Raw genomic sequence first — 22191 nt, 5'->3', positions numbered from 1 at the left:
ATAAGCAGGAATGTCAGAAGGATTTATCGATAAAAGTCAAGATATGAGTGCCAACTTTCCGTTGGATAAACTCTTGAAATCGCGGCGAGGAATGTTTCGCGAAGATATCGATTGGTCAAAGGAAGGGCGTGTGCCACCGGCGGCCATTGATATTGAACAAGAAGTTTTAGGTTGTATTCTCATTCAAGGCGATGCCATTGAGCGGGTTATCAATGTTTTTGGCGACAATGAAGATCGAATCTTTTATGAGATCAAGCATGACACCATTTACAAAGCAATGCTTCGATTATATACTCGCCGTGAAGCCATTGACCTCATCACACTAAGCGATGAGCTCAAGCGTAGCGAAGAATTAGAACGAATTGGAGGCTATTATTACTTAGCCGAACTTTCAAATAAAGTCGCAACGGCTGCTAATGTAGAGTACTATGCCATCATCGTAAAAGAAAAATATCTTTACAGAAGCTTAATTGTTACCTCCTCTCAAATCGCAAAAGTTGCATACGAACAATCGCTTGATGTTTTTGATCTTATAGAACAGGCCTCTCAACAAGTATTTAAGATTTCTCAGGCAGGGATTCGCAAGAAAGCTTCCGATTTGAAAACTTTGCTGAAAGTCGTTGTAAAGCAAATTGAAGACTTACAGAAACGGAAGGAAACTTACACCGGTGTGGCTTCGGGTTTCAGAGACCTTGACAACCTAACGGCGGGTTTTCAGCGCTCCGATATGATTATCATTGCCGCTCGCCCATCAACGGGTAAAACGGCACTCGCGCTTGCATTTGCTCGTAATGCTGCCGTAGAACGCAAAGAACCTGTGCTATTTTTTAGCCTCGAAATGTCGGAAGTGCAGCTTGTTCAAAGAATGCTGTGTGCTGAAACAATGACCGACCAAACCCTTGTTCGCACCGCACGGTTATCTTCAGCCGATATGACTCGAATCGCTGGACAAATCGATAAACTTTCACAATCTGAAATTTATATCGATGATACGCCCGGAATTTCAATAATCGAGATGGCTGCTAAAGCACGCCGAATGAAAATGGAGAAGAAGATTGGGATGATTATCATCGACTATCTTCAACTTGTTACACCTGTCAAGGATAACAAAGCAAATCGGGAGCAAGAAATTGCGCAGATTTCTCGTTCTCTTAAAGCACTTGCAAAGGAACTTGAAATTCCGGTCATTGCACTTGCACAGCTCAATCGATCAATCGAGCAGCGTGGAGGCGATAAGAAGCCGCTTCTCTCCGACCTTCGCGAATCGGGGAGTATCGAACAAGATGCCGATGTCGTGATTGCGCTTTCTCGCCCCGAAAGCTACGGTATGCAAGCCTTCGCCGACGGTAGTTCCACCAAAGACATCATTGTCATTGATATTCTCAAGCAACGCAATGGACCGGTCGGTGAAGTCAAATTGAAGTTTCTGCGGCAGTTCGGCCGATTTGAATCGCTTTCCTCCGTCTATTCAAAATCCGATTTCTCCCCTCGTGATGAACTCAAATCAGCTCGAGCCGCTGAAGATATCATTCAAAGCACACCTCCAATGCTACCTGACAATCGATTAAATCCGGATGACGCGCCATTTTAACACTAGAACCAAACGAAAGAACGCTTCGCAATCGAAGGCTGTTAATATTGATTAACTTTTAGAAAATGGAAACAGTGATTTTTTTCGTGACACCTATTGAGTTTCGAAACCGATTTTAGGTCTTTTGAACCAATGATTATTTCATCGACTTCAATAACTTTGAGAAATTTAATTTATACTCTTTATGGCTATTCTTCCGATTTATACCTACGGCGATCAAGTCTTAAAAAAGACAGCTAAACCCTTGAAAGGGGTTGATGCAAAAACCCGCAAACTTATCACGGATATGTTTGAGACAATGGAACAAGCAAGTGGAATCGGCTTAGCTGCCCCTCAAGTCGGGGTTTCTATTCGTTTGCTTGTTATCGATGTCTCGATCATTGAAAAGTATGAAGAAATTCCACCAATGGTATTTATTAATCCACAAATCTTAGAAGCAGACGGATTATTTACAATGGAAGAAGGCTGTCTCTCAATTCCGGGTGTTCGTGAAACCGTCACACGGCCCGATCGAATTAAGCTCAAATATCGTGATGAAAATTTTAATGAGCATATCGAAGAATTTGATGGGTTGGTTTCGCGCGTGATTCAACACGAACTGGATCACTTGAATGGTGAACTCTTTGTTGAAAAGCTCGATTCAAAATTGAAGAAAGCCCATAAAGATGAACTTGAAGCAATCCTGCGTGGTGATGCAGAAGCAGAATATGTATTAGCGGAAAAGTCACTGACTGTGTAAATTCTTTTTCAATTTTAACTTACAAATTGATGTTGCCTTCCGAGTCAGAAGTTCTCGAGATTTTCAGAAAAACCGGTGCTCTGCTTGAAGGGCATTTTATCTTATCCTCAGGATTGCATAGCCCGAATTATTTTCAATGTGCAAAAGTGCTTCAGTATCCAAATTATCTCACGCTTTTGTGCACACCAATTGCTTCTCATTTTCTTGAAAAAGGAATTGATGTTGTGGCTTCTCCGGCTTTGGGAGGCGTGGTTGTTGGAACTGAAGTGGGGAGACAACTTGGCAAAAGAACCATATTTGCCGAGCGAACGGAGGGAATGATGAAGTTCAGAAGAGGATTTGAAATTCAAGAAAGAGAACGCGTTTTGGTGGTTGAAGATGTGGTTACCACCGGCGGCTCGGTTCGCGAAGTGATGAAACTCGTGGAAGAATATGGCGGAATCGTTGCTGGAGTTGGTTTTATAGTTGATCGTAGCAACGGTGCAGTCGTGTTATCCAAAGATCAGTATTCGTTATTAAAAATGAATGTGGTTGCTTACCCTCACGATTCAATACCAGAAAGCTTGGCTAGAATCCCCGCAATGAAACCCGGAAGCCGAGTTAAACCTGTCTCGTAACCCCAAACGATGTTTCAAGTTAAAATATGTGGTGTTACAAATCTTTCGGATGCAGAACATGCAATCGAATGTGGGGCTGATGCAATCGGTTTTATCTGCTACGCTCAAAGCCCACGATATATTTCACCGAATAACATTGAACCTATTATTAACGCTCTTCCCGAAAGAATTGCAAAAGTTGGTGTTTTTGTCCAACATTCTATTCCTGAAATTCAAAAATTGCTGTATGAAACCGGCCTAACCCACGCGCAATTTCACCATCATAATTTTTTTTCTTCCGATAATCTCTTTTTGCTCCGTGCATTCAAGCTACCTATTCTTCCCGCACTAAGAGGCACTTCAGAGGAAATCAAGCCAATTGCAAAAAAAATTTTAGAACAGTTGAACTGCAATACATTCTTGATTGATTCGTTTTCACCAACTGCTTTTGGCGGAACAGGCGATTCGATTCCTTTGGTTGATGCAAAAAAGATAATCTATGGAATCAAGTCATTTGAAAAAACCTGTAAGGTGATTCTTGCTGGAGGTCTCACGCCTCAAAATGTGTATGATTTGATTTTGACTCTCAAACCAGACGGGGTTGATGTATCGAGCGGCGTTGAAGAGCTTCCCGGTCGAAAATCGCCTCAAAAATTAAAAGCGTTTATTTCGGAAGCAAAGCGCGCATTTTATGATCGCATTTAAAATCCTCATCTATTTTGACTTTAGATTTCTAAAGACTACCACGATTTCTTTCTATCCACTTCTTTCTTCCAACCACAACATACCAACCTAAAAGCCCGAACACGACTGGGAATATGATGGCAATGTACAAAAGTGAACTTTGTTCAGGTTCATCAATCTCTTGGATAAGCTTATTGCCATTTATATTGTTAATCACTTTTCGTTTTCCATTTCTATCGCTAAAGATGGTCTCGGTTGGTCTTTTGATTTTCCGCCGAGCGGCGTCTCTCATAGCGTTTTGAGCCGAGGCTAATTCTAATTCCGAAGCTATTCGACTTTTCCCGCCATCAAATTCATATTGCCTTGAAAGGAGCACCAATTCAAATGTGCTGTCTTGTTCACTCCATTGTAACTCAAATAGGTCATTGATGGCAATCGCGGGGTTTTCGTCATCCAACGAATCAATGATTGCTGCTTGTGTATTCGGCTCCGATAAAAATGGGAGTTGTGATTGAAACAGTTTCTTGATGTTCTCAACATTTTCAGTGCCTATTTCAAAATTTCTCCAAATTGCAAGTAATGAATCTTCAGATAAAGGAAGAGGATTAGGCGCATAAACTATATCGCCAAAAGAATACACTAAGCCATCTTCTATCAATTCAAAAGGCAATGGCTTTTTACGAATGACAGAACCCGTTGCATCAAAGGATATTTCATCTCCACTTTGCATCAGTTCAGATTGAGGGTAAAAAACAAAAAAACGAAAATCAGGGTAAGAATTAAGGTTTGAAATTCGTATTACATGATTCACCTTCTTTAGCTTAAAGGGCTGCGCGTAAACCAATGCTGAACATAAAAACAAACCTACCCAGAAGGTGAGGTTTGAAACCCAAAATGAAAAATGAATCGAACTTCGCATCAAACAATGCCTTCTCATTTCTTTAGTTCTTTTCATGATTAAAAAGCATCGAGGGAATTACTTTTTTTTCTATCTGACGGTAAACAGGAATAATGTTATTGAATTCATTTCCATATCCAACGGCTGTCCAGAAAAATTTCATCTTCTCTTCTTTCTTTCGCTCTTCGTTTAACGATGGATTTTTATCAATCAATTTTTCATAAATCTCTTTTGTTCGGGGGAGGTCAATGAGGTTGTATTCGTACTCGGTAACGAAATCCTTTTCAAAACGAAGTTTTCCGGTCAAGTAATTATCAAAATAATTCCAATGTGCGAGACTGTCGTCGGAATCTGGTTCCAAAAGACCTGCTACAACATGTGAGGATACTTGATTCATTGGAACATAAAAGTCATCTTTGTTTAATGTGAGCGTTATTGGTTTGCGTTCTACTTCAACAGTAACCTCGCGGTGTGCTTGAAAACATTGTTCAGATGCCTTTACGGATTTAACGTCATAAAATTCACATTTAATGCGAAACTCTCTCAGTAAAGTTTCTACAACAATCCCGTGCAGAAGCAACTTTTCAACAATTCTTCTTTCTGCTTTGGGGATAAAGTAACCCAGTGGCCGAGTGACGGTTTTCGTCATTTCATACTTCCCGAAATAAGGCGCTTCGTAAACTTTCTTTTTCTTAGTCGCTTCATATCGTACACTTCCATCAGGATTTTTACGCTCGGCAATTTCATAGCCGATAACGGAGACTTTTTTATCAAAAGCAACTTTCTTGATTTCAATCCCTATCCGATTCAAATTTTCATCATAATTCTCACCTCTCCTCACGGCGTCTCGCTCTGCTCTTGAAACAATGTCACGAATTTTCCTGTCATTGCGTGCTGAATATTCCAAACACTCTCGCATAAAATGATACGCAGCCACCACACGCTTTTTAAAAGAAACATAAGAGTAGGTTTCCATCAAAATTGAAATTCGATTTTGCAATCCGCCATAGGCTGCGCCGTAACGAGCATGATGGGAGTAGGTTGCCCAACCGGCACTTGGATTTTTGAAATCCACGAAATCGGCATAAAAAAACATATCAATCCCAGTATCCTTTTTAATTTTTTCTGATACCTCAGGAAGCATGATATCTCGAGTAAACTCAATAAGTCCTTTATTCGCGTTTGGATTCTGAGGAAAGCCGTAAGTCAAATCATAACCGTGCCTTGAGCCATCTGTGGTATGACCATCAACGATGACATCCGGTTGCCACGCCACATAAAGATCGCGAATAAGGTGCAATGTTTCTTTCGCTTCAATTTTCATGTAGTCACGATTCAAATCCAGCCCGATGGCATTTGTCCGAATCCCAACACCATTTTCAGGCCCTATTTGTGAAAGGCGATTGGCTTCGCTTATTCGCTCGTTGCCGTCTGCATTGTAAACCGGAACAACAAGAATGACAAGTTTTTCCAAAAGCTCATTTAAGTTTCCGAATGCGATGTCTCTCATGAGTATCATTGAAGCTTCTTTCGGGCAAACCTCGCCGGCGTGGATATTATTTTGAAGAAGTACAATTGGCTTACCTGATTTTATTGCATCAATTGGGGTTCTCACATTGGTATTCGAAAAAACAGCAAGGTAGAGAGGTCGCCCTTCAGTTGTTGACCCAAAAGTGGTCAAGCTCATTTGTGGGCAAAGGGATTTCAATTCAAAAAGAAAAGTTTCCACATCTGCAAATCTCGACGTTGCGGTGTAGTTCGTTTTTTCAGCAACGGTTAAAAGGGCGGGTGATTTTCTCTGATTTGTTTTTGCTTTCTTACTTGTCATTGTCTCTTGATTTTAATTCTTAGCTCTGTAAAGCCTTTCAGCTAATGGCGATTTTAATTTTTGCAAGATATAGTAATGTTTGAGCAACATTTGAGAGTTGCCTACTTTTCCATACAAGAGTCCAACATCAAAATGGGCTTTTTCATTGTTGGGCTCAAATTCTAAAAGTTTTTCGTAAGTACTTATTGCTTCTTTAATTCGATTTCGCCGTTCATAAAGCTTTGCCAGTAAGGCGTAAGCATCTGCATAATCCTTTTTTTGAGCAATGGCATTGAGAATTAACGCGATTGCGGCATCATCATTTCCCATTCTTGAAATACACGCGCCAAGTCCGGCATAGGCTTCGGCAAAATCCGGCTTGATTTTTATTGCTTCTCGATATGCGTTTGCTGCTGCAGCATTATCCCCTAAGTGAAGTTGAACGACACCCTTGAAGGCATAGGCCTCAGCAAAGTCATTCTTCAACCGCAAGGCATCGGAAAGTGAGGCAAGGATTGGTTCAAATCTTCTCAAATGGGGTGGGAATATGCTAAAAGTTCGATTTTCCAAACTTTCAATTCGAAATGAAAATGGATTCGCGACCCATTTCACTTCATTGATTTGTTCATTATTATAACGCCCAACAGCAATTCCAAAATAGATGTAAGCGAGCTCTGTAGTAAATTTACCAACATCTTTTGGATTCATGTTTTCAGCGAGTGTTAGCGCATACTGAAAAGCTTGGAGTGCTTCCTTGATTTTAGAAATATTGAGCCTCGTATGTCCTAAATGCGCAAGGAGACCGAGAATTTCGGGCGAGTCACTTGGTGTTAATCGAGTACTTTGCTCAAACATTTGCTCCGCATCCCGATATCGCTTGGTTCTTAAGTATAAATAAGCAAGTGAACGATAGGATGCCGCATTCAGAGAATCTAATTCAACCGCTTTCTTAAAGGCATCTTCAGCTTGCTCATATTGCTTTGTATAGAGCAAAACCCCGCCAAGCTTTCGATATAATTCCGCGTCCTTTGGCTTTTTTCGAATCATCAATTTGATTTCTTTGACCTCTGGGCCTGTTTGTTTCAATTGAGAGTCGATAAAAGACTTTAGTTCAGAAACAAGTGGGCTACCTAATCTTTCCAAAACAGAAAGCGCATGTTCAACTTCTTCCCACTCCCCAAAAAGCAAATAACCCATTCCAAGATTTAGAAAAACTTCTGCAGAATCGGGTTTCACTTTTGCAGTTTGTTTCAATCTCTGAATAAGTGTTTCCAACGCATGACGCGACTCTTGATGATTGCCAACTCTCATTTCTAGATTGGCTAAGCGAATCAAAGCACCGGTATTTGCAGAGTCAAGCTTCAGTCCTTCCTTTAGCGCTACAATTGATTCCCTTTCCTGAAAAGTAAGCTCGTAGCACAAAGAAAGGTTGAAGTAAAGAGACGCGTTTTCGGGAGACTCACGAAGGGCATTAGTCAAATAAGGTATTGCATCGAACGCTCTTTCAAGGGCAATGTAGGTTTCACCGAGTGCTTCGTTTAAGCCTTTGGTTTGAGAGGAAGTTTTATAAACACTTAAAAAATAGGTAAGTGCTTTTGAAAAGTTTTTTCGCTCAAATTCCTCCTTTCCCATCCTAAAGAGATCATCTTGGGTTTGAGCTAATGACTGAGATTGTAAAAAAACAAAGAAAAATAGAATGAGAATAACGCCAAAGCAGGATGAGTAATTCTCTTTTTGTGAATGAGCCATAACGGCACTAAGGTAAAGTTTGCTCGTTAGATCGATTAAAACACTCGGCTAAAGTGACTAATTCCTAAAGGTTTACCATAAAGCAGCCCTTGACCATACTTAACCCCGATAACTTCCCCTAAAGTTTTTGCTCTTGCCTCAAGACTCTCCAAAAAGGATTTTCTACTGATAAAGGTTTCTGGTTCATGCGAGAGGGGTGAATAAAATTGCGATTCAAAGGCAAGAATAGCATTCATACCAACTTCGAATTCCTCTGAAATATCAACAATAAGATGTGGAATCTCAAAATGATCTTGGAGATAATGGAAGAGATATTGCGGCCGATGCCTTGCTTGAGGTTGCCCCTGAAAAACCGTTTCAATTTTTTTCAGTCCTGCATAAAAACAAGCATCCTTGATCAATCCAGCTGCGCGTTCATGATCGGGATGCCTCTCCCGAACCTGCGGGGCGAAAACGATGTGGGGTCGAAAGTGCCGAATCATCTTGACCAACTTTTCTCGGTTTTCTGTATTGACTTCAAAGGTTGCATCGCCTAAGTTTAAATTCAAACGGGTTTTGTATCCAATAATTTTTGATGCCTCCGCTGACTCTATGTATCGCTTTTCAACTGTGCCACGCGTTCCCATTTCACCCTCGGTTAGATCGCAAACGGCAACGGTTTTCCCTTCCCGAATAATTTTGTGTAAGATTGCACCACAGGAAATTTCAACATCATCGGGGTGAGCTCCAAACGCCAAGGCATAAACACTTTCGTGCAGCGTCATAGACTCTGTTAATTGGAGACTTTTTTTCTTTGATTTCTTCCTATTGAGATTTTCCCCAATATCAATTTGTTTTGAGCTTTGTTGCCCAAGTTCTTTTGTCGGGTTTCCTTTCTTTAACGGGATTTCGATTCCAATCTTTCGTAACATTAGGGTAATAAAAAATTTTTTTGAATTCGAATTGCGCCACCTTTCTTTCCAACTACTCGAACTTGAATCAATTTCTTGTAGATCTCGCTAAAATTGGAATTCATATCACTTTTGATTTCTTCTTCTTGAAGAGAATTTGGAAGTAAATTCAAAAACAATCGATTCATTTCTACTTCCTTTGGAAGTGAGAATTGAGTTTCTGTAAGTTTCAAGATTGCGACTTCGCTCTCACTTTTTATTGCAAAGCCATAATAAATCTCAAGCCAGATTGTTCCTCCCTCAGAATAGGGATTGTATGTCTTAATCGTTGTGTATAAATTCCCAACCGTTTGATATTCTATTCTTCTACCGTTGCTATCTGTAAAGGCAATTGCAATATCTGTATTCTTGTTGTAGTCTTTCAAACTTAACTCTAAACTTACAGAAATACTTTTCGTTGAAGGCTTTAGTGTTATGGGTATTCTCCTTCGACTTTTCTCTTCTGTTGCAAATACGGTATCTATCCAAGTTCTCGAAGCACCAATTTCTTTTACTGAAAGTGTTATTGGCTCTCTATCTATGCCTCGATTGTAGAGAGAAATCTTCCCTCGCCTTTCGCCAAATGCAGTAAATTCAATTGAAATCGGTTCCGTTTGAATAGTTAACTCAATTTCAGAGGTTTCCCTTTTAGCAGTTTCGCTCCCTGTCAAAACAATTTCATAAACTCCTCCGGTATGATCATTTGCTGATATCAGTTCTTCAACACTATTTTCGCCGGATGAAAGATACATTGATTTCAATACCTTACCTTCCGGTGCGCATAAGACCGCCATACAACTCGCCTTTTTTTCCTTCTTTCCTTTCACACTTACTTGAAAAGACGGCGTATATGGGGGAATGGAAACAAAATATCGTTTAGTTTCACCTTCGTTTACTTGAAGTTGTTTCAACTCAATTTTTCCATTTTGCCCCATTGGATAAGGGATAACCACCGTAATTCGCAATTCAAATTCCGAATAAAGATTCTTTCGTCCCTTTTTAGAATCTACAGCAAACGCTTTGATTATTGCCGTGTATATCCCCGGTTTTGATAGCTTTTCTTTCCTAAACTTTAAGGCGATATCTGCACCTGTAACGCCTGTTACGAGCAATCGTTTTTGAACGGGATAAACCCAATCACTTGAACTTTGTAACTCAATAAATCTTGAAAATGTATTTCGTTTAAGACTTTCTTCGGTCAAAGGAAATTTTGGCATTACACTTACCAATTCCTCTTCGGGAAAAAACCCTTGGCGATAGTACCCCGCTCGTACTTTTTGTTCTGGCGTAGTGGACGCTTGGATAAATTGAATGTCATAGGAAATAATGTCTCGCTGCGTCTTGAATTTTGCCATCGTCTTCAATAATTCGTATGCCTTTGGCAAATTCATTAAACCCGCACCGGCATCAAGAAACGAATATCTCTTTAGAGGTGTAGCCGATTCTATTAATGCTTTTTTGATAACGCGTTGTGGAAAATCCCGTGTGTTGAAACCCTCGGCTCTTAATTGTGATAGTAAAAGCGCTATTGATCCTGCGACATACGGCGAAGCCATACTCGTTCCACTCATCAAGGGTGAAATGGTATGAGGTGGCACGGTTGAAAACGCTGTTCCCGGTGCAAGCACATCCGGTTTCGCATACTCACCTCCCCTGCTGCTGAAACCCCATATTTTTCCTTCAGGAATCTCATTTGCCAAGACATCTCTTGAAACTTCGCTTGGTAAAAAAGCTCCCACTGAAATTGCTTCGCATGAGCCTGAGGGTAACCCTGTCGTTGAAAGGCCGGGCCCTTCGTTGCTGTTAGAAAGACAAACATAGAGATTGGGGTGATTCAATATCATCGTATCTAAGATTTCTTCCATCACTGCGTTTCCTTCAAAAACCGACGGCACACCAAAACTCATATTGACAACCACCGGCTTTTCACTTGTGTCAGAGATAGATGCGGCAAATTGAAACGCGCTTAAAATGCTTCCGGTTGTAGAAAGCTCGCCAATGTTCCCTTCGCTGATTTTAAGACTTATCAGTTCAGATTCCGGCGCAATTCCATCAAATCCATTTGTAGAATCGGAGCCGAAAATGTTAAAACCTGCGGCGATACCGGCGCAGTGAGAGCCGTGCGCCCCGTCATCTGCATGAATTGAAGCAACCAGATTCTTAATATTTACCTCGATTGCAAGTTGCATCAGCGGGGTTTGATCTTTGGGAATAGGCTTAATCGAAACCGACTTAAGACCCTGAGAATAATTGGCGAGTATAACCTCGTCTTCAAAACTGTGATCCCCATTGGTATCGATTGAAAATCTCGGTCCCTCTTTGGTTTCAACCACTGCAATACCAAAGACACTTTCACTTTTTCCATCAAGATCTAAATCTGAAACATCAGCATTTTGTCTTCTCTTTTCGTCATAGAGCCCTAAATACACTTTCTCGTTTTGTGATAGCCTTAGAAGCTTTTGAAGACTTTTAAAGGGCTTTCCTTCATGAATGATGTCTCCTGAAACCGGAACCGTGTAACTCATTAGTGCGATGTCTCCAGAACTAGAAAAATCATACGCTGCAACAACTTTTGGTTTTCCATTTGGCAACTGACGCAGCCCTTGGATTCCCATATCAACACCCGTATCCAAAATAAAAATGAGTACCCCTCGGCCATTTGCATTTGGATACTTGCTCTTAAATGAATTTATACCGCAAGTTGAACTTGAAATAAATGACCATTCTTGCATCGCGTTTTTATCCGGCTTTTCTTCCAAAAGCTCCATCAATTCGATTTGGCATAGGGCAGGTGTGGAGAGGGAAAGAGAAAAAAAGCTAACAAACAGCCTTAGAAGCAGTCGTTTCATATTCAATTTGAAATTATCAGTCATCGGGAAATGAATAAAAATTCAATTTATGAAGAACGGAGGAAGGGAGTAAATGGAATCAATTTTCAAAATTGATTCTTTCTTTGATCAAATACGATTCCACGCGGTGATAAGATTTTGTAATCATTTCTCCCAACAAACCACCCATAAAGAGTTGAACTCCTAAAATAATGAGTAGCACTGAGAGAAAAAGCATCGGCCGATTGCTTAAATAGGCATCATAAAAAAGCTTTTCGATGGTCAGATACAATCCTAAGGCAGATCCACTAAATGTGCAGATAATGCCGAATACACCAAAAAAGTGCATCGGCCGCTTCATGTATTTGGTAATAAAAAGGACGGTAAGCAGGTCAAGAAAACCATAAAAAAATCGGCTGATTCCAAATTTAGTTGAACCATATTTTCTTGCACGATGCTCAACCACAAGCTCTGATACAGTAAAGCCATTCCATTTCGCAAGCACAGGGATATATCGATGCATTTCCCCATAAACATGAACAGACTTTACCACATCGTTTCGGTAAATTTTTAAACCACAATTAAAATCATGAATCGGAATTCCAGCAAGACGGGAAGTCACAAAGTTGAACAGTTTAGAGGGGATTGTTTTGCTCAGTGGATCAAATCTCTTTTGTTTCCAACCGCTGACAAGGTCAAAGCCTTCTTCTACCTTTCTAATAAGAGGTTCGGTTTCATAAGGGCTGTCTTGCAAATCGGCGTCCATCGTAATCACATATCTTCCTTTTGCTTCTTTGAATCCCGCATCTAAAGCTGCCGATTTGCCATAGTTTCTTCTAAAGGAAATAAGTTTAATCTCCGGATTTTTTTGGATTAATTGTTTGGCGACTTTATCGGAACCATCGGAAGAACCATCGTTAATCAAAAGGATTTCAATTTGAGGCTTTCGTCCAAATAAAGTTGCGAGATTACTTTTCGTCAGCGCATCTTTAATCTGATCAATTAATTCCGGCAACGATTCCGACTCATTATAAAGTGGAATAACATACGAGATATCAGGCTGGTGTTCACTTGCCATTGATGCAGGGGTTTAATCTTTTGAAATGTAAATCACTTTCAAACGAGGTTTTAAAGAAGTGGCTGCATCATTCCCATACAACTTCCATAAAAAAGGCGACCCGCCATCGATAAAAGGCGTTACAATGAATCCCAAATTTTGCTCCGGGCGCCGAACCCATTCAAATACAATCTGGCTTATAGGCGTTATTGAAACCCTATAACGAGCTGCTGAATCAGGGAAAAGCGAAAATGAGGCAAATCTTCTTCCGATTACCCTTGCAGAATCAGCATAATTTAAGTTTAACCCTAATGAAGAACTTGTAGGAAATGCGAAGTAAAGGGTATCTCTATGAAACGACAGCTCAGCGCTAACAACTTCCGCAGTTTTTGGAATTGCTGTAAGATTAAATTTTAAGCGGGAGTAATCTCCTGTTGAAGCCTGTATAAAAGGCGCATTGTTGCTAAAGGAAACAAAATTCCTCTCAAGTGCATTTCCACTAGCAGTAGAATTAAGCGTAATAACCCTCCGCTCAATTCCACTTGATGTTTGAATGTTCAAGTTAATCTTTAAGAATATATTGGATCGGGAAATATTGATTAAATTTTTTCCGGAAATGGTTCGAAGCGCAATCCCGATTTCGCTACTGTCTCTTAAAAAAACACGCCCTTTCTTTGCTGCATCGATTACCGCATTTACAAACCCAATCGGCAATGCAATGCTTGTAAGGCTCGTATCCGTAGGTGAAACCGCATGCGAGAAAATCTTACTACCGAGAGGGAGTTGTTTTGAAATGAAAAGCGAACTGTCCTTCCAAATTTGAGTAACTCGAAATGCATCAACGGAAAGCGACGCATTATTTACACTTCCGGAAGAAACCCGATATTGCAATTCTCCTGATTCAACACTTTGAATATTTAATGCACTAAAAGTAGTATCAGGATAATCAAAATTATAGTAGGCAGTAAATGTTATCTGTCTCCCTTCGGGAAGATCTAAACTTCCCAGCGTTGGTAGGGTTGTCGCTGAACTGTAGTTTGAGGTTTGATAATTTTCAATTTCAACAGAATCAATCTCAATTGATTTTAAGTTGCTTGGGGTAATAAAATTTTCACTTAATCCTGAAAAGTTCGCCGATTCCTCCCCACATGAGGCCGTCAATAAACAGATTGCCAAAAGGATGAAAGAACTTATGGTGTATTTGAAAAATGGGTTTCGCAAGAAGGAGGAAGTAAAGATAAATTCTGTGTACAAGGTTTTATATGTCTTAAGATTAATCATTCCCGTGAAAAGCATTGTTGGAAATCAAAACAAAATTACGAATCCCTTCCGCAAGGTTCTCAGCAACAAAATCCGGAAGGGTGTTATTCTTTACACAAGCCTCAAATTCTGAGTATCCTGTTTTGACTAAAATTGTTTTGACTTTGGCTTTTTTGCCACATTCAATATCAATTTGCTTATCGCCTATAAAATAGGAGGAACTTAAATCGATATCGACATCCTCTTTTTGAAAATCCAGAACCGCCTGTTCAATCATACCGGTTTCAGGTTTTCTCCAACTTTTATATGCTTCAAATTCAACCTTTGGATATTCAGGGTGGTATGGTGCGTAATAAATTCTATGTGCCTCTCCGCCACCTTTTTTCAATTCAGATTGCATGTAGGCATTAATTTCGTCCACTTTGGCTTTTGAAACAATACCCTTAGCAATCCCTGACTGATTTGAAACCACTACAATTAAGAAGCCGGCACTTTTAGCTTGAGCAATTGAAGCTGCTGCTTCAGGGATTAAGGTTACCTGTTCAATTGTACGAATATATCCCCCAATCTGATCTTCGATTATCGTCCCATCACGATCAAGAAACAAGGCACTTTTTTTCGTCAACTCTATCGTTTATTTTGATTCGTAGAGTTTTGAATAGATTTCAGTATATCGCGCGCCGGATGTCGTCCAAGAAACATCCGTTTCCATTCCATTTTGAATGATTTTCGACCAATTTTTTTGGTCCTTAAACGCATCGATAGCTTCTTTCAAACATTTTATCATCTCAGAGGCGGTGTATTTTTCAAAAACAAAGCCATTACCTTTTCCATTCTTAAATGGCTTTACGGTATCATAAAGCCCGCCGGTTGCTCTAACCACTGGTACCGTACCATACTTTAAGCTGAACATTTGATTCATCCCGCACGGCTCATATTTGCTGGGCATTAAGAAGATATCTGCCCCGGCTTCAATTTGGTGTGCCAATTCTTCGTTAAAGGAAATTGAAGCAAAAAATTTATCCGGATTTTTCTTAGCCGCGTTTCTAAAGAAATCTTCAAATTCCTTTTGACCTGTGCCTAATAGAACATACTGCGCATCAAGATTGAGGAGTTTATCAAACCCTTCCATTATTAAATCAACCCCTTTTTGCTCTACAAGTCGCGAAATAATACCAACCACCGGAGTTGACGGGTTGTAAGGCATCTTCAATTTTTTCAGCAATGATTGTTTATTTTCAAGCTTTCCTGAGAGATCCTCTTTCCCATACTTTTTCTCAATGAATTCATCCTTTTTCGGATTCCAAACATTTTCATCAATCCCATTCAAAATCCCGACAAAATCCTTTTTGCGTTTTTGAAGGATTCCATTCATACCGCTATGCAAGTTCTTGTCATCGGAAAGTCGTATTTCTTCCCCGTATTTCTCAGACACCGTGGTTATTGTATCGGCATAAACGAGGGCAATCTTCATGAAATTGAAGCTGTCGTAAAACTCAAGTCCCTCAGGATGAAATTCCTCTTCAGGCAACCCTGACTTTTGCAATGCTGATTTGCTAAAGGCTCCTTGATAGGCGATGTTATGAATCGTAAAGACGGTTTTAATCCCTTTGAAAAATGGGTCGTCTTTGTATATCAACTTCAGATAAGCAGGGATAAGACCACACATCCAATCGTTACAATGAATAATATCCGGACGCCAACCGAGGGTTTTCAGGGTTTCAAGAACTGCGCGATTAAAGAAAATAAATCGCTCATCGTTATCGGGGTAATCCTTCTTATTGGCTGGGTTCACATAGAGTCCATCTCGCTTGAAATATCCTTCATGATAAAGGAAATAGGTTTGGATTTTGCTGCTGGGAAGCGCTGTGACTTTAACATTAAGCAGTTCGGTTCTTTCTGATATCATGACAGGGATATCTTTCAGCCGGAGCACATCATGAAGGCGGAACTTGCGATCATTAATCATGCCATATTTAGGCATCATGATTCGAGATTCATTCCCGTGATGCTCTACCGCCTGAGGTAAAGACCCCATCACATCTGCAAGCCCACCCGTTTTTGCAAACGGTGCAACTTCGCCCGAAACAAATAAAATTTTTAACTTTTTTGCCATTTTCGATGATTAAATACTTACGGCTTTCCACCTCGTTGATGAGACCTAACTTCTCAGTTTTGAGCGTTTCAATATCAATGCTTTTCTAACAAAGAATATTTATTTTCAGGAGGGAAAAAGGCAGAGATTAAACGAAACACAGACACTGTTAAGGATTAAACCATCCATTATTTTACACTTAACATGCTGTTTCTTCGAAATGAAATTAAACATTACTTGTACTTTTCGCTTGCACTGAAAAGCCAAACATAGCCTTAAATTTAACTAAAAAACAGCCATAAAACAACCACTTTTCGATAAACAATCAGTTGAAACGCGTCTTTAAACCTGATCAGTTCGAGGTGAATTCTACTTCAATTTGACGAGTTCTAACGAGAGTTCCCATAGTTTCTCTTGCAATGCGATATCCTTAGCCATTGAAATTGGCTGAATTTCTTTCAAATCTTGGAAATACTTTCCACTAATTCCTTCAACTTCAGCAGATTTTGCAAGCCAAATGACTGTTTCGGCGCCTTTTTCCGGTGTACGAAAAAACGGTTTCGCCAACTTAAACAGCGAACCCACCAGTCCAAAATCTCCCTCTCCAAACCCTGTATTGACACCGCCCGGGTGCATGACGGTTGAAGTCACGCCATTCTCTTTCCATTTTCGAGCCAAGGCAAAGGCAAATAAAATGTTCATTAGTTTTGATTGGCCATACGCTCTTATCGAAGAAAAGCTTTTTTCTAAAGAGAGATCTTCAAATTCCAAAACTCCAACACGCGAAGCTTCAGAGGCAACAGAAACCACGCGAGACCTCTCTAACTGTTTAAGTTCCCTTTCCAAAAGCAAGGTCAGCAAAAAATACCCAAGATGATTGACCGCAAATGTTTTTTCCAACCCGTCTTCGGTTAGTTCCCGATTCGGAAATATTGCGCCTGCATTATTGACCAAAATTGAAACACTTTCCGCTTTGGATTTGATTTTCTCGGCCAATGCACGAATTTGCTTCTGACTTGAAAAATCGCACGCAAAGCCAAGGATATCAGCGTTCAATTCACCTTGAAGCGCAGCCTTAATTTTTTCAGCGGCAATATTCGCTTTTTCTTCTGTTCGGCAAATTAGGAAAAGCGTTCTTTCATCTTTCGCAAGTGCTTTTGCCGTCTCAAACCCAATTCCGGAATTCGCTCCGGTTACAATCGTAATATTTTTCATGAATCTTTACTTTTTATTTTGAACAATGAAAAATTATGTTATATTTGTGTGTTGTAACACATATTTTTTTCACTAAATATCACTACTTATGAAAAAGTTGATTTCATTTTTATCTCTCGCTTTCTTTGTGGCATTTGCAAGCAATGTTTCAGCACAAGATAAATGGATCATTGATGCCAGCCACTCCACGATTGGCTTTTCAGTCACGCATTTAATGATTTCCGAGGCAACCGGAAAATTCACGAAGTTTGAAGGTTCTCTCACCGGAAAAAAAGAAGATTTCTCAGACGCAACCGTTGAACTCACCATTGATGCGGCAAGCGTTAATACCGAAGATCCAAAGCGTGACGGTCATTTGAAAGGTGCCGATTTTTTTGATGTTGAAAAATTCCCAAAGATTACTTTCAAAAGTAAAGAAATGAAACTTGTCTCTGGCAAGAATTATAAACTCACCGGCGATTTAACAATGCACGGGGTTACTAAAACCGTTACCCTTGATGTTGAATTCAAAGGGAGCGTAAAAAATCCTTGGGGAATGATGGTCGCTGCGTTCAAACTCACCGGCAAAATTAACCGTCAAGAATTTGGCGTCAAGTGGAGCAAAGCTTTAGACAACGGCGGCACTGTTGTTGGCGATGAAGTAATCATTTCCGGCACCATTGAATTGACAAAGAAAGCGTAAGCAAATTGAATTAGACATAAATAAAAAAAGGGGCATAAACCCCTTTTTTTATTTTAAACAAAAACTGAATTCGTTTCATCAGAACTTTGAATAATGAAGCTGGCTCTAAACCAATTACTGATTCTTTTTGGGAAATGTTTTCGAGGCATTTTTTTTGGTTGCATCTTTGAAATTTTGGGTGTGAAATTCTAAAACAGTTCCCAATTCATTAACCCAAAAATCAAATGACGCTGTGCCCGGTTTCACGATAAATTTAGAAGATGCGCCTCGCTTTAAGAGTGCTTGTTGCAAGGCATCTGTTGATTTGGTGTATGAATCGGTTTTAGGTGAAACGAAAAGATATTTAGCCCCTTTAATCGCCATTGACTTTGAGTTGAGGGCAAGCCTTACAGAATTATATGTATCCCAATATCCCGCACTATCACCATCAATCTCTCGTTTTGTGAAACGGCGGTTCGGTTGTGGCATTACACCGGAGACTGATGAAAAATACTCCTGACCGCTTTTTAATTTAAGAGCTGAAAAAAACGCCGCGGTTGCTCCCCACGAAATCCCGCTGATGGCATGAAAATCTTTTTTGGGAGAGATGCGGTAGTCGTTCGAAATAAAATCGGTGAGTTCTTCAAATAGAAAGTATTCAAAAGAGCGAGATGAATCTTTTGGTGTTGTGAATAAACTACCATTATCTGAAGGCATCACAACCACCATTTCTGACATTTTTCCATTTGCAGTTAATGAATCGGCAATTATATCAAAGCGAGCATCTCGAAACACTTCGGGGGTGGCATTTTGTGGATGAAGAAGATAAAGTACTGGATAAAGCCACGATTGATTTTTTTGATACGAAGGCGGCAAATAAATCAAAGTTTTCACTAGCCCTCGCATATAAGCTGAGCGGATGGAAATTTCAAAAAAGCGGGATTGATTTCCAATTTCGCGAATAGTATTGCCTTCTTTTTTGAAGAACCGCTCATCATGCCCGGTCATATAAAAGCCATTGAGGGAAGTACTATCTAGATCGAGCTCGGTGTCGTAGTCAGCAATCCAAACGGAGTCAGAAACCTGATAAACTTCGAAATCGCGATACGAGAGCCGGTACTTTTGCAACGACACGGCAAGGCCCTGAGCGAAAAGTTTTTGTTCTTCTTTGTTTGTGCCACTGTTGAAATAATCATCGGAAAGGAAATCGAAATAAAGTTGGAGTTGTTTTTTTTGAAGGGCTTGATCCATCATTTTTATTATTCCAAAAATCAATTCTCGTTGATTTGTTTGTGCTTTTTGCGAGGGTTCACGTGTGGCCATTCGAAGTGCCGTTTTGGTGTAAATCCCTACAACATCACGATTCTTGCCAACACCTTGGTAAATCCCTCCACCTGATTCATTCGTAAAGACACGCACTGCAAGTCGATTCGACTCCCCATAGCGGATAAGCGAATCCGGAATGGGATAAATTCGCTCGGTAAAGTAATCGAGTTCTTTCACGCTGCCAGTAAACCCGATCTTTCTCCCATTCCAATACACTTCATCGGTCCCGCCAATTCTTCCCAAGGCTAAATAAAGAATCTTTCCTTTTGCTTCATTTGGTATTAAAACGGTCTTTCGATATAGAGCAAGGCCATTAAATCCAATAAATCCATTTTGAGTATCCCAAGTTTCAGGAACATTGATTGTCGCCCAAAGTGAATCATTAAAGTTTGGTTGCAGCGCCTCCGCATTGATTCCAACCTTGAATTTCCAATTTCCTTGAAGCGGAATTGAAATCTCTTGGGTCAATGCTTGGGTAGTGCAAAGTAAGAGAAGAAATAAACTAATTGGTAGCCGTTTCATATCGAAGTAGAAAATGGGTCAAGAAATATGACGAATTTGATTTTATGAGAAATGACTTATGAATTTGTTCTTGCTGTTCGTGATGTTCGAGGTACTTTTTTTCGCTTAAACATTTCAGGTTGAAGAATATTGGTGTAAAACATCCAATTGATATGAGCCCCAATCAAAAAAACCATCGCATTGGCGTACATCCAAAGTGGAAGTACTATGAGTTTAACAAATTGAGTGTATGTTCCAAACCTTTGATATTGCAGATAAAGACCAAAATTGGCGTTCAACACTGTCCAAAGCAACGCCATCACAAAAGCACCGGGAATTACGCATTCTAATTTTTGACCTACTCGCAATGAAAATTTATAGACCATAAGGGCGGAGTAAACCATTACCAAGAAAGCAATCGGGAATTTTATGATTTGAAAAGCTGTCTTTGCCCACAACCATTTCCATTCATTCACTAAAAATTCTTCGACTTCATACCCAAAAATGAGAAGATTAAACACGATGAGAAATGAAATGCCAATAATCAGACCTAACTCGATAGAGATTCGAATTCTTGAAAAAAATTTTAGGCGTTGCTTTACTTCATAGATTCTTTCCATTGCTTTAATCACTACATTAAACACGGTAAATATTGAAAAGAGTGAGAAAATCAAACTTAAAGTAAGTAAGCTTTTATCGGATTCTCGAAGTATGGATTGAATAGTTTTATCGATTGGTTGATGAATATCGGGTGGAAGAATTGCCCCCAATACGCGTGAGAGGGAGGCAATCGCACCGGGAGATTGCCACATACTTAATATTGAAACAAAAAGTAAAAGAAGTGGAAAAAGGGAAAGAATTAAACTGTAGGACATTTCTGCAGCAAGGCCGGCACTATCGCTGCTTGTAAATTTTTTGGCAAATATTTTTAAGACACGAATCGCGTTTTTCATTCACTACACTTCATCAAATTCTCCACTTTCACATTCAGGAAAGCGCATTCACTTCAAACCCTAAAAATCATCTATGTACTGATGTATTTAGATCAGGAATCGAATGATTTCGTTGGTAAATTCTTCAGTTGTTGCAGTACCTCTTAAATCCTGTGTTACCACTTTACCTTCACCAAGTACACGGTAAACCGAGTTCATAATTTTTTGAGCGGCGGTTGTTTCGCCTAAGTGCTCAAGCATCATCAAGGCAGAAAGAAGCATTGCAGTTGGATTGGCAATTCCCTTCCCTGCTATATCTGGCGCAGAACCGTGAACCGCTTCAAAAACACTGGCTTCGGTACCGATATTTGCTCCCGGTACAACACCAAGACCGCCCACAAGCCCGGCACAAAGATCGGAGACGATATCGCCATATAAATTTTCCATTACCATCACATCGAATTGGAGCGGGTTTGTGACAAGTTGCATGCAGCAATTATCGACAATCACCTCATTGTATTGGATCGAAGGATAATCCTTTGCTATTTCTTGGCAGCATTTCAAAAAGAGACCATCGGCGAGTTTCATAATGTTGGCTTTATGAACGGCGGTTACCTTTTTTCTACCATTTTTTGCAGCATAGTCAAACGCAAATTTTGCGATTCTTGTTGAAGCATCTTTGGTAATAATTTTTGATGCTTGGACGACGCCGGGCGCGATTTCATTTTCGATTCCGGCATAGAGGCTTTCTGTATTTTCTCGAACAACCACGATATCAACATTGGTGTAGCGTGCTCTTGTTCCGGGAATAGACTTAACTGGACGAAGGTTAGAATACAGATTTAAAGATTTTCTAAGTTGTACATTAACCGATTTAAAGCCCTTTCCAACCTCGGTTGTCAGCGGCCCTTTTAAGGCAACTTTATTTCGTTTAATCGATTCCAAAACCGCATCAGGAAGGGCATCGCCATACTTTTCAACAGCCAGTTTTCCGGCAAGATGTTGCTCCCAATTTATTTTTACGCCTGAAGCTTCTATGATTCTCAAAACGGATTTGGTGATTTCGGGGCCGATGCCGTCGCCGGCAAGCAAGGTCACGGTATGACTCATTTCTGTACTAATTTAATTCTAATGACGATTCGATTGATGACTCTTGGTTTCGAAAAACTTCGAAAATGAATTGAAAGGAAGTGAAGGGATTTTGGTGCAGAAGGCGGGAATCGAACCCGCACGTCCATTACTGGACACAGGATTTTAAGTCCTGTGCGTCTACCAGTTCCGCCACTTCTGCAAATTTTTTCAATTTAACGGCTCTAAATTAAA

General features: G+C 40.0%; 18 protein-coding genes and 1 tRNA gene. 5 read left to right on the top strand and 14 right to left on the bottom strand.

Annotated features, from left to right (window positions below; translation table 11 throughout):
- Positions 1 to 43 precede the first annotated feature (43 nt).
- From dnaB to SFU91_10320, 4 genes are all read left to right on the top strand, one after another.
- A complete protein-coding gene (dnaB, locus tag SFU91_10335; protein MDX2129420.1) occupies positions 44 to 1591 on the top strand; it encodes a replicative DNA helicase in 1548 nt (515 codons plus the stop codon).
- Between the two features lie 184 nt (positions 1592 to 1775).
- Complete coding sequence (def, locus tag SFU91_10330; GenBank protein MDX2129419.1) at positions 1776 to 2330, top strand: peptide deformylase; 555 nt, start codon at positions 1776 to 1778, stop codon at positions 2328 to 2330.
- A gap of 29 nt (positions 2331 to 2359) precedes the next feature.
- On the top strand, positions 2360 to 2947 hold the full coding sequence (pyrE, locus tag SFU91_10325; protein MDX2129418.1) for an orotate phosphoribosyltransferase: 588 nt from the start codon (positions 2360 to 2362) through the stop codon (positions 2945 to 2947).
- Positions 2948 to 2956: 9 nt separating this feature from the next.
- On the top strand, positions 2957 to 3631 hold the full coding sequence (locus SFU91_10320; GenBank protein ID MDX2129417.1) for a phosphoribosylanthranilate isomerase: 675 nt from the start codon (positions 2957 to 2959) through the stop codon (positions 3629 to 3631).
- A gap of 28 nt (positions 3632 to 3659) precedes the next feature.
- On the opposite strand, the gene SFU91_10315 is transcribed toward SFU91_10320, so the two are convergent.
- The 10 genes from SFU91_10315 to SFU91_10270 form a co-directional block, all read right to left on the bottom strand.
- Entirely contained in the window at positions 3660 to 4529 is an 870-nt protein-coding gene (locus tag SFU91_10315) for a hypothetical protein (GenBank protein MDX2129416.1), read from the bottom strand.
- 22 nt (positions 4530 to 4551) lie between these two features.
- Positions 4552 to 6336, bottom strand: coding sequence for a M14 family metallopeptidase (locus SFU91_10310; protein MDX2129415.1), 1785 nt, complete (start codon positions 6334 to 6336; stop codon positions 4552 to 4554).
- A gap of 12 nt (positions 6337 to 6348) precedes the next feature.
- Positions 6349 to 8064, bottom strand: coding sequence for a tetratricopeptide repeat protein (locus SFU91_10305; GenBank protein ID MDX2129414.1), 1716 nt, complete (start codon positions 8062 to 8064; stop codon positions 6349 to 6351).
- A gap of 35 nt (positions 8065 to 8099) precedes the next feature.
- On the bottom strand, positions 8100 to 8975 hold the full coding sequence (gene bshB1 / locus SFU91_10300; protein ID MDX2129413.1) for a bacillithiol biosynthesis deacetylase BshB1: 876 nt from the start codon (positions 8973 to 8975) through the stop codon (positions 8100 to 8102).
- Positions 8975 to 11842 carry a S8 family serine peptidase gene (locus tag SFU91_10295; protein MDX2129412.1) on the bottom strand — a complete coding sequence of 956 codons (2868 nt, stop codon included), beginning with the start codon at positions 11840 to 11842 and terminating at the stop codon, positions 8975 to 8977. Before SFU91_10295 ends, bshB1 begins: the two co-directional genes overlap by 1 nt.
- 79 nt (positions 11843 to 11921) lie before the next feature.
- Entirely contained in the window at positions 11922 to 12899 is a 978-nt protein-coding gene (locus tag SFU91_10290; protein ID MDX2129411.1) for a glycosyltransferase family 2 protein, read from the bottom strand.
- A gap of 12 nt (positions 12900 to 12911) precedes the next feature.
- The gene (locus SFU91_10285) at positions 12912 to 14159 is read right to left on the bottom strand and encodes a hypothetical protein (protein MDX2129410.1); all 1248 of its coding nucleotides are present in this window, start codon (positions 14157 to 14159) and stop codon (positions 12912 to 12914) included.
- Positions 14152 to 14763, bottom strand: a complete 612-nt coding sequence (locus SFU91_10280; GenBank protein ID MDX2129409.1) for an HAD family hydrolase — start codon at positions 14761 to 14763, stop codon at positions 14152 to 14154. Before SFU91_10280 ends, SFU91_10285 begins: the two co-directional genes overlap by 8 nt.
- Positions 14764 to 14772: 9 nt before the next feature.
- On the bottom strand, positions 14773 to 16254 hold the full coding sequence (gene glgA / locus SFU91_10275; protein ID MDX2129408.1) for a glycogen synthase GlgA: 1482 nt from the start codon (positions 16252 to 16254) through the stop codon (positions 14773 to 14775).
- A gap of 348 nt (positions 16255 to 16602) precedes the next feature.
- The gene (locus SFU91_10270) at positions 16603 to 17448 is read right to left on the bottom strand and encodes an SDR family NAD(P)-dependent oxidoreductase (GenBank protein MDX2129407.1); all 846 of its coding nucleotides are present in this window, start codon (positions 17446 to 17448) and stop codon (positions 16603 to 16605) included.
- A gap of 88 nt (positions 17449 to 17536) precedes the next feature.
- On the opposite strand from SFU91_10270, the gene SFU91_10265 reads away from it, so the two are divergent.
- On the top strand, positions 17537 to 18130 hold the full coding sequence (locus SFU91_10265; GenBank protein MDX2129406.1) for a YceI family protein: 594 nt from the start codon (positions 17537 to 17539) through the stop codon (positions 18128 to 18130).
- A gap of 114 nt (positions 18131 to 18244) precedes the next feature.
- On the opposite strand, the gene SFU91_10260 is transcribed toward SFU91_10265, so the two are convergent.
- From SFU91_10260 to SFU91_10245, 4 genes are all read right to left on the bottom strand, one after another.
- Complete coding sequence (locus SFU91_10260) at positions 18245 to 19957, bottom strand: alpha/beta hydrolase-fold protein (GenBank protein MDX2129405.1); 1713 nt, start codon at positions 19955 to 19957, stop codon at positions 18245 to 18247.
- Positions 19958 to 20013: 56 nt separating this feature from the next.
- A complete protein-coding gene (locus SFU91_10255; GenBank protein MDX2129404.1) occupies positions 20014 to 20889 on the bottom strand; it encodes a YihY/virulence factor BrkB family protein in 876 nt (291 codons plus the stop codon).
- 87 nt (positions 20890 to 20976) lie between these two features.
- The gene (locus SFU91_10250) at positions 20977 to 21978 is read right to left on the bottom strand and encodes an isocitrate dehydrogenase (NAD(+)) (protein MDX2129403.1); all 1002 of its coding nucleotides are present in this window, start codon (positions 21976 to 21978) and stop codon (positions 20977 to 20979) included.
- Between the two features lie 92 nt (positions 21979 to 22070).
- A tRNA-Leu gene (locus SFU91_10245) sits at positions 22071 to 22159 on the bottom strand.
- Between the last annotated feature and the right edge of the window lie 32 nt (positions 22160 to 22191).

The sequence above is a fragment of the Chloroherpetonaceae bacterium genome (assembly GCA_033763895.1).
Taxonomy (GTDB): domain Bacteria; phylum Bacteroidota; class Chlorobiia; order Chlorobiales; family Thermochlorobacteraceae; genus JANRJQ01.
The sequence above is the reverse complement of the archived record's forward strand: the minus strand, read 5'-3'. Positions and strand labels throughout refer to the sequence as shown.

Excerpts from the sequence above, each read along its gene's own strand:
- bshB1 (MDX2129413.1), bottom strand. The coding sequence starts at position 8,975 with ATGTTACGAAAGATTGGAATCGAAATCCCGTTAAAGAAAGGAAACCCG.
- SFU91_10285 (MDX2129410.1), bottom strand. The coding sequence starts at position 14,159 with ATGATTAATCTTAAGACATATAAAACCTTGTACACAGAATTTATCTTT.
- def (MDX2129419.1), top strand. The coding sequence starts at position 1,776 with ATGGCTATTCTTCCGATTTATACCTACGGCGATCAAGTCTTAAAAAAG.
- dnaB (MDX2129420.1), top strand. The coding sequence starts at position 44 with ATGAGTGCCAACTTTCCGTTGGATAAACTCTTGAAATCGCGGCGAGGA.
- SFU91_10305 (MDX2129414.1), bottom strand. The coding sequence starts at position 8,064 with ATGGCTCATTCACAAAAAGAGAATTACTCATCCTGCTTTGGCGTTATT.
- SFU91_10265 (MDX2129406.1), top strand. The coding sequence starts at position 17,537 with ATGAAAAAGTTGATTTCATTTTTATCTCTCGCTTTCTTTGTGGCATTT.
- SFU91_10315 (MDX2129416.1), bottom strand. The coding sequence starts at position 4,529 with ATGCGAAGTTCGATTCATTTTTCATTTTGGGTTTCAAACCTCACCTTC.
- SFU91_10260 (MDX2129405.1), bottom strand. The coding sequence starts at position 19,957 with ATGAAACGGCTACCAATTAGTTTATTTCTTCTCTTACTTTGCACTACC.
- pyrE (MDX2129418.1), top strand. The coding sequence starts at position 2,360 with ATGTTGCCTTCCGAGTCAGAAGTTCTCGAGATTTTCAGAAAAACCGGT.
- glgA (MDX2129408.1), bottom strand. The coding sequence starts at position 16,254 with ATGGCAAAAAAGTTAAAAATTTTATTTGTTTCGGGCGAAGTTGCACCG.
- SFU91_10290 (MDX2129411.1), bottom strand. The coding sequence starts at position 12,899 with ATGGCAAGTGAACACCAGCCTGATATCTCGTATGTTATTCCACTTTAT.
- SFU91_10270 (MDX2129407.1), bottom strand. The coding sequence starts at position 17,448 with ATGAAAAATATTACGATTGTAACCGGAGCGAATTCCGGAATTGGGTTT.
- SFU91_10255 (MDX2129404.1), bottom strand. The coding sequence starts at position 20,889 with ATGAAAAACGCGATTCGTGTCTTAAAAATATTTGCCAAAAAATTTACA.
- SFU91_10310 (MDX2129415.1), bottom strand. The coding sequence starts at position 6,336 with ATGACAAGTAAGAAAGCAAAAACAAATCAGAGAAAATCACCCGCCCTT.
- SFU91_10320 (MDX2129417.1), top strand. The coding sequence starts at position 2,957 with ATGTTTCAAGTTAAAATATGTGGTGTTACAAATCTTTCGGATGCAGAA.
- SFU91_10250 (MDX2129403.1), bottom strand. The coding sequence starts at position 21,978 with ATGAGTCATACCGTGACCTTGCTTGCCGGCGACGGCATCGGCCCCGAA.
- SFU91_10295 (MDX2129412.1), bottom strand. The coding sequence starts at position 11,842 with ATGAAACGACTGCTTCTAAGGCTGTTTGTTAGCTTTTTTTCTCTTTCC.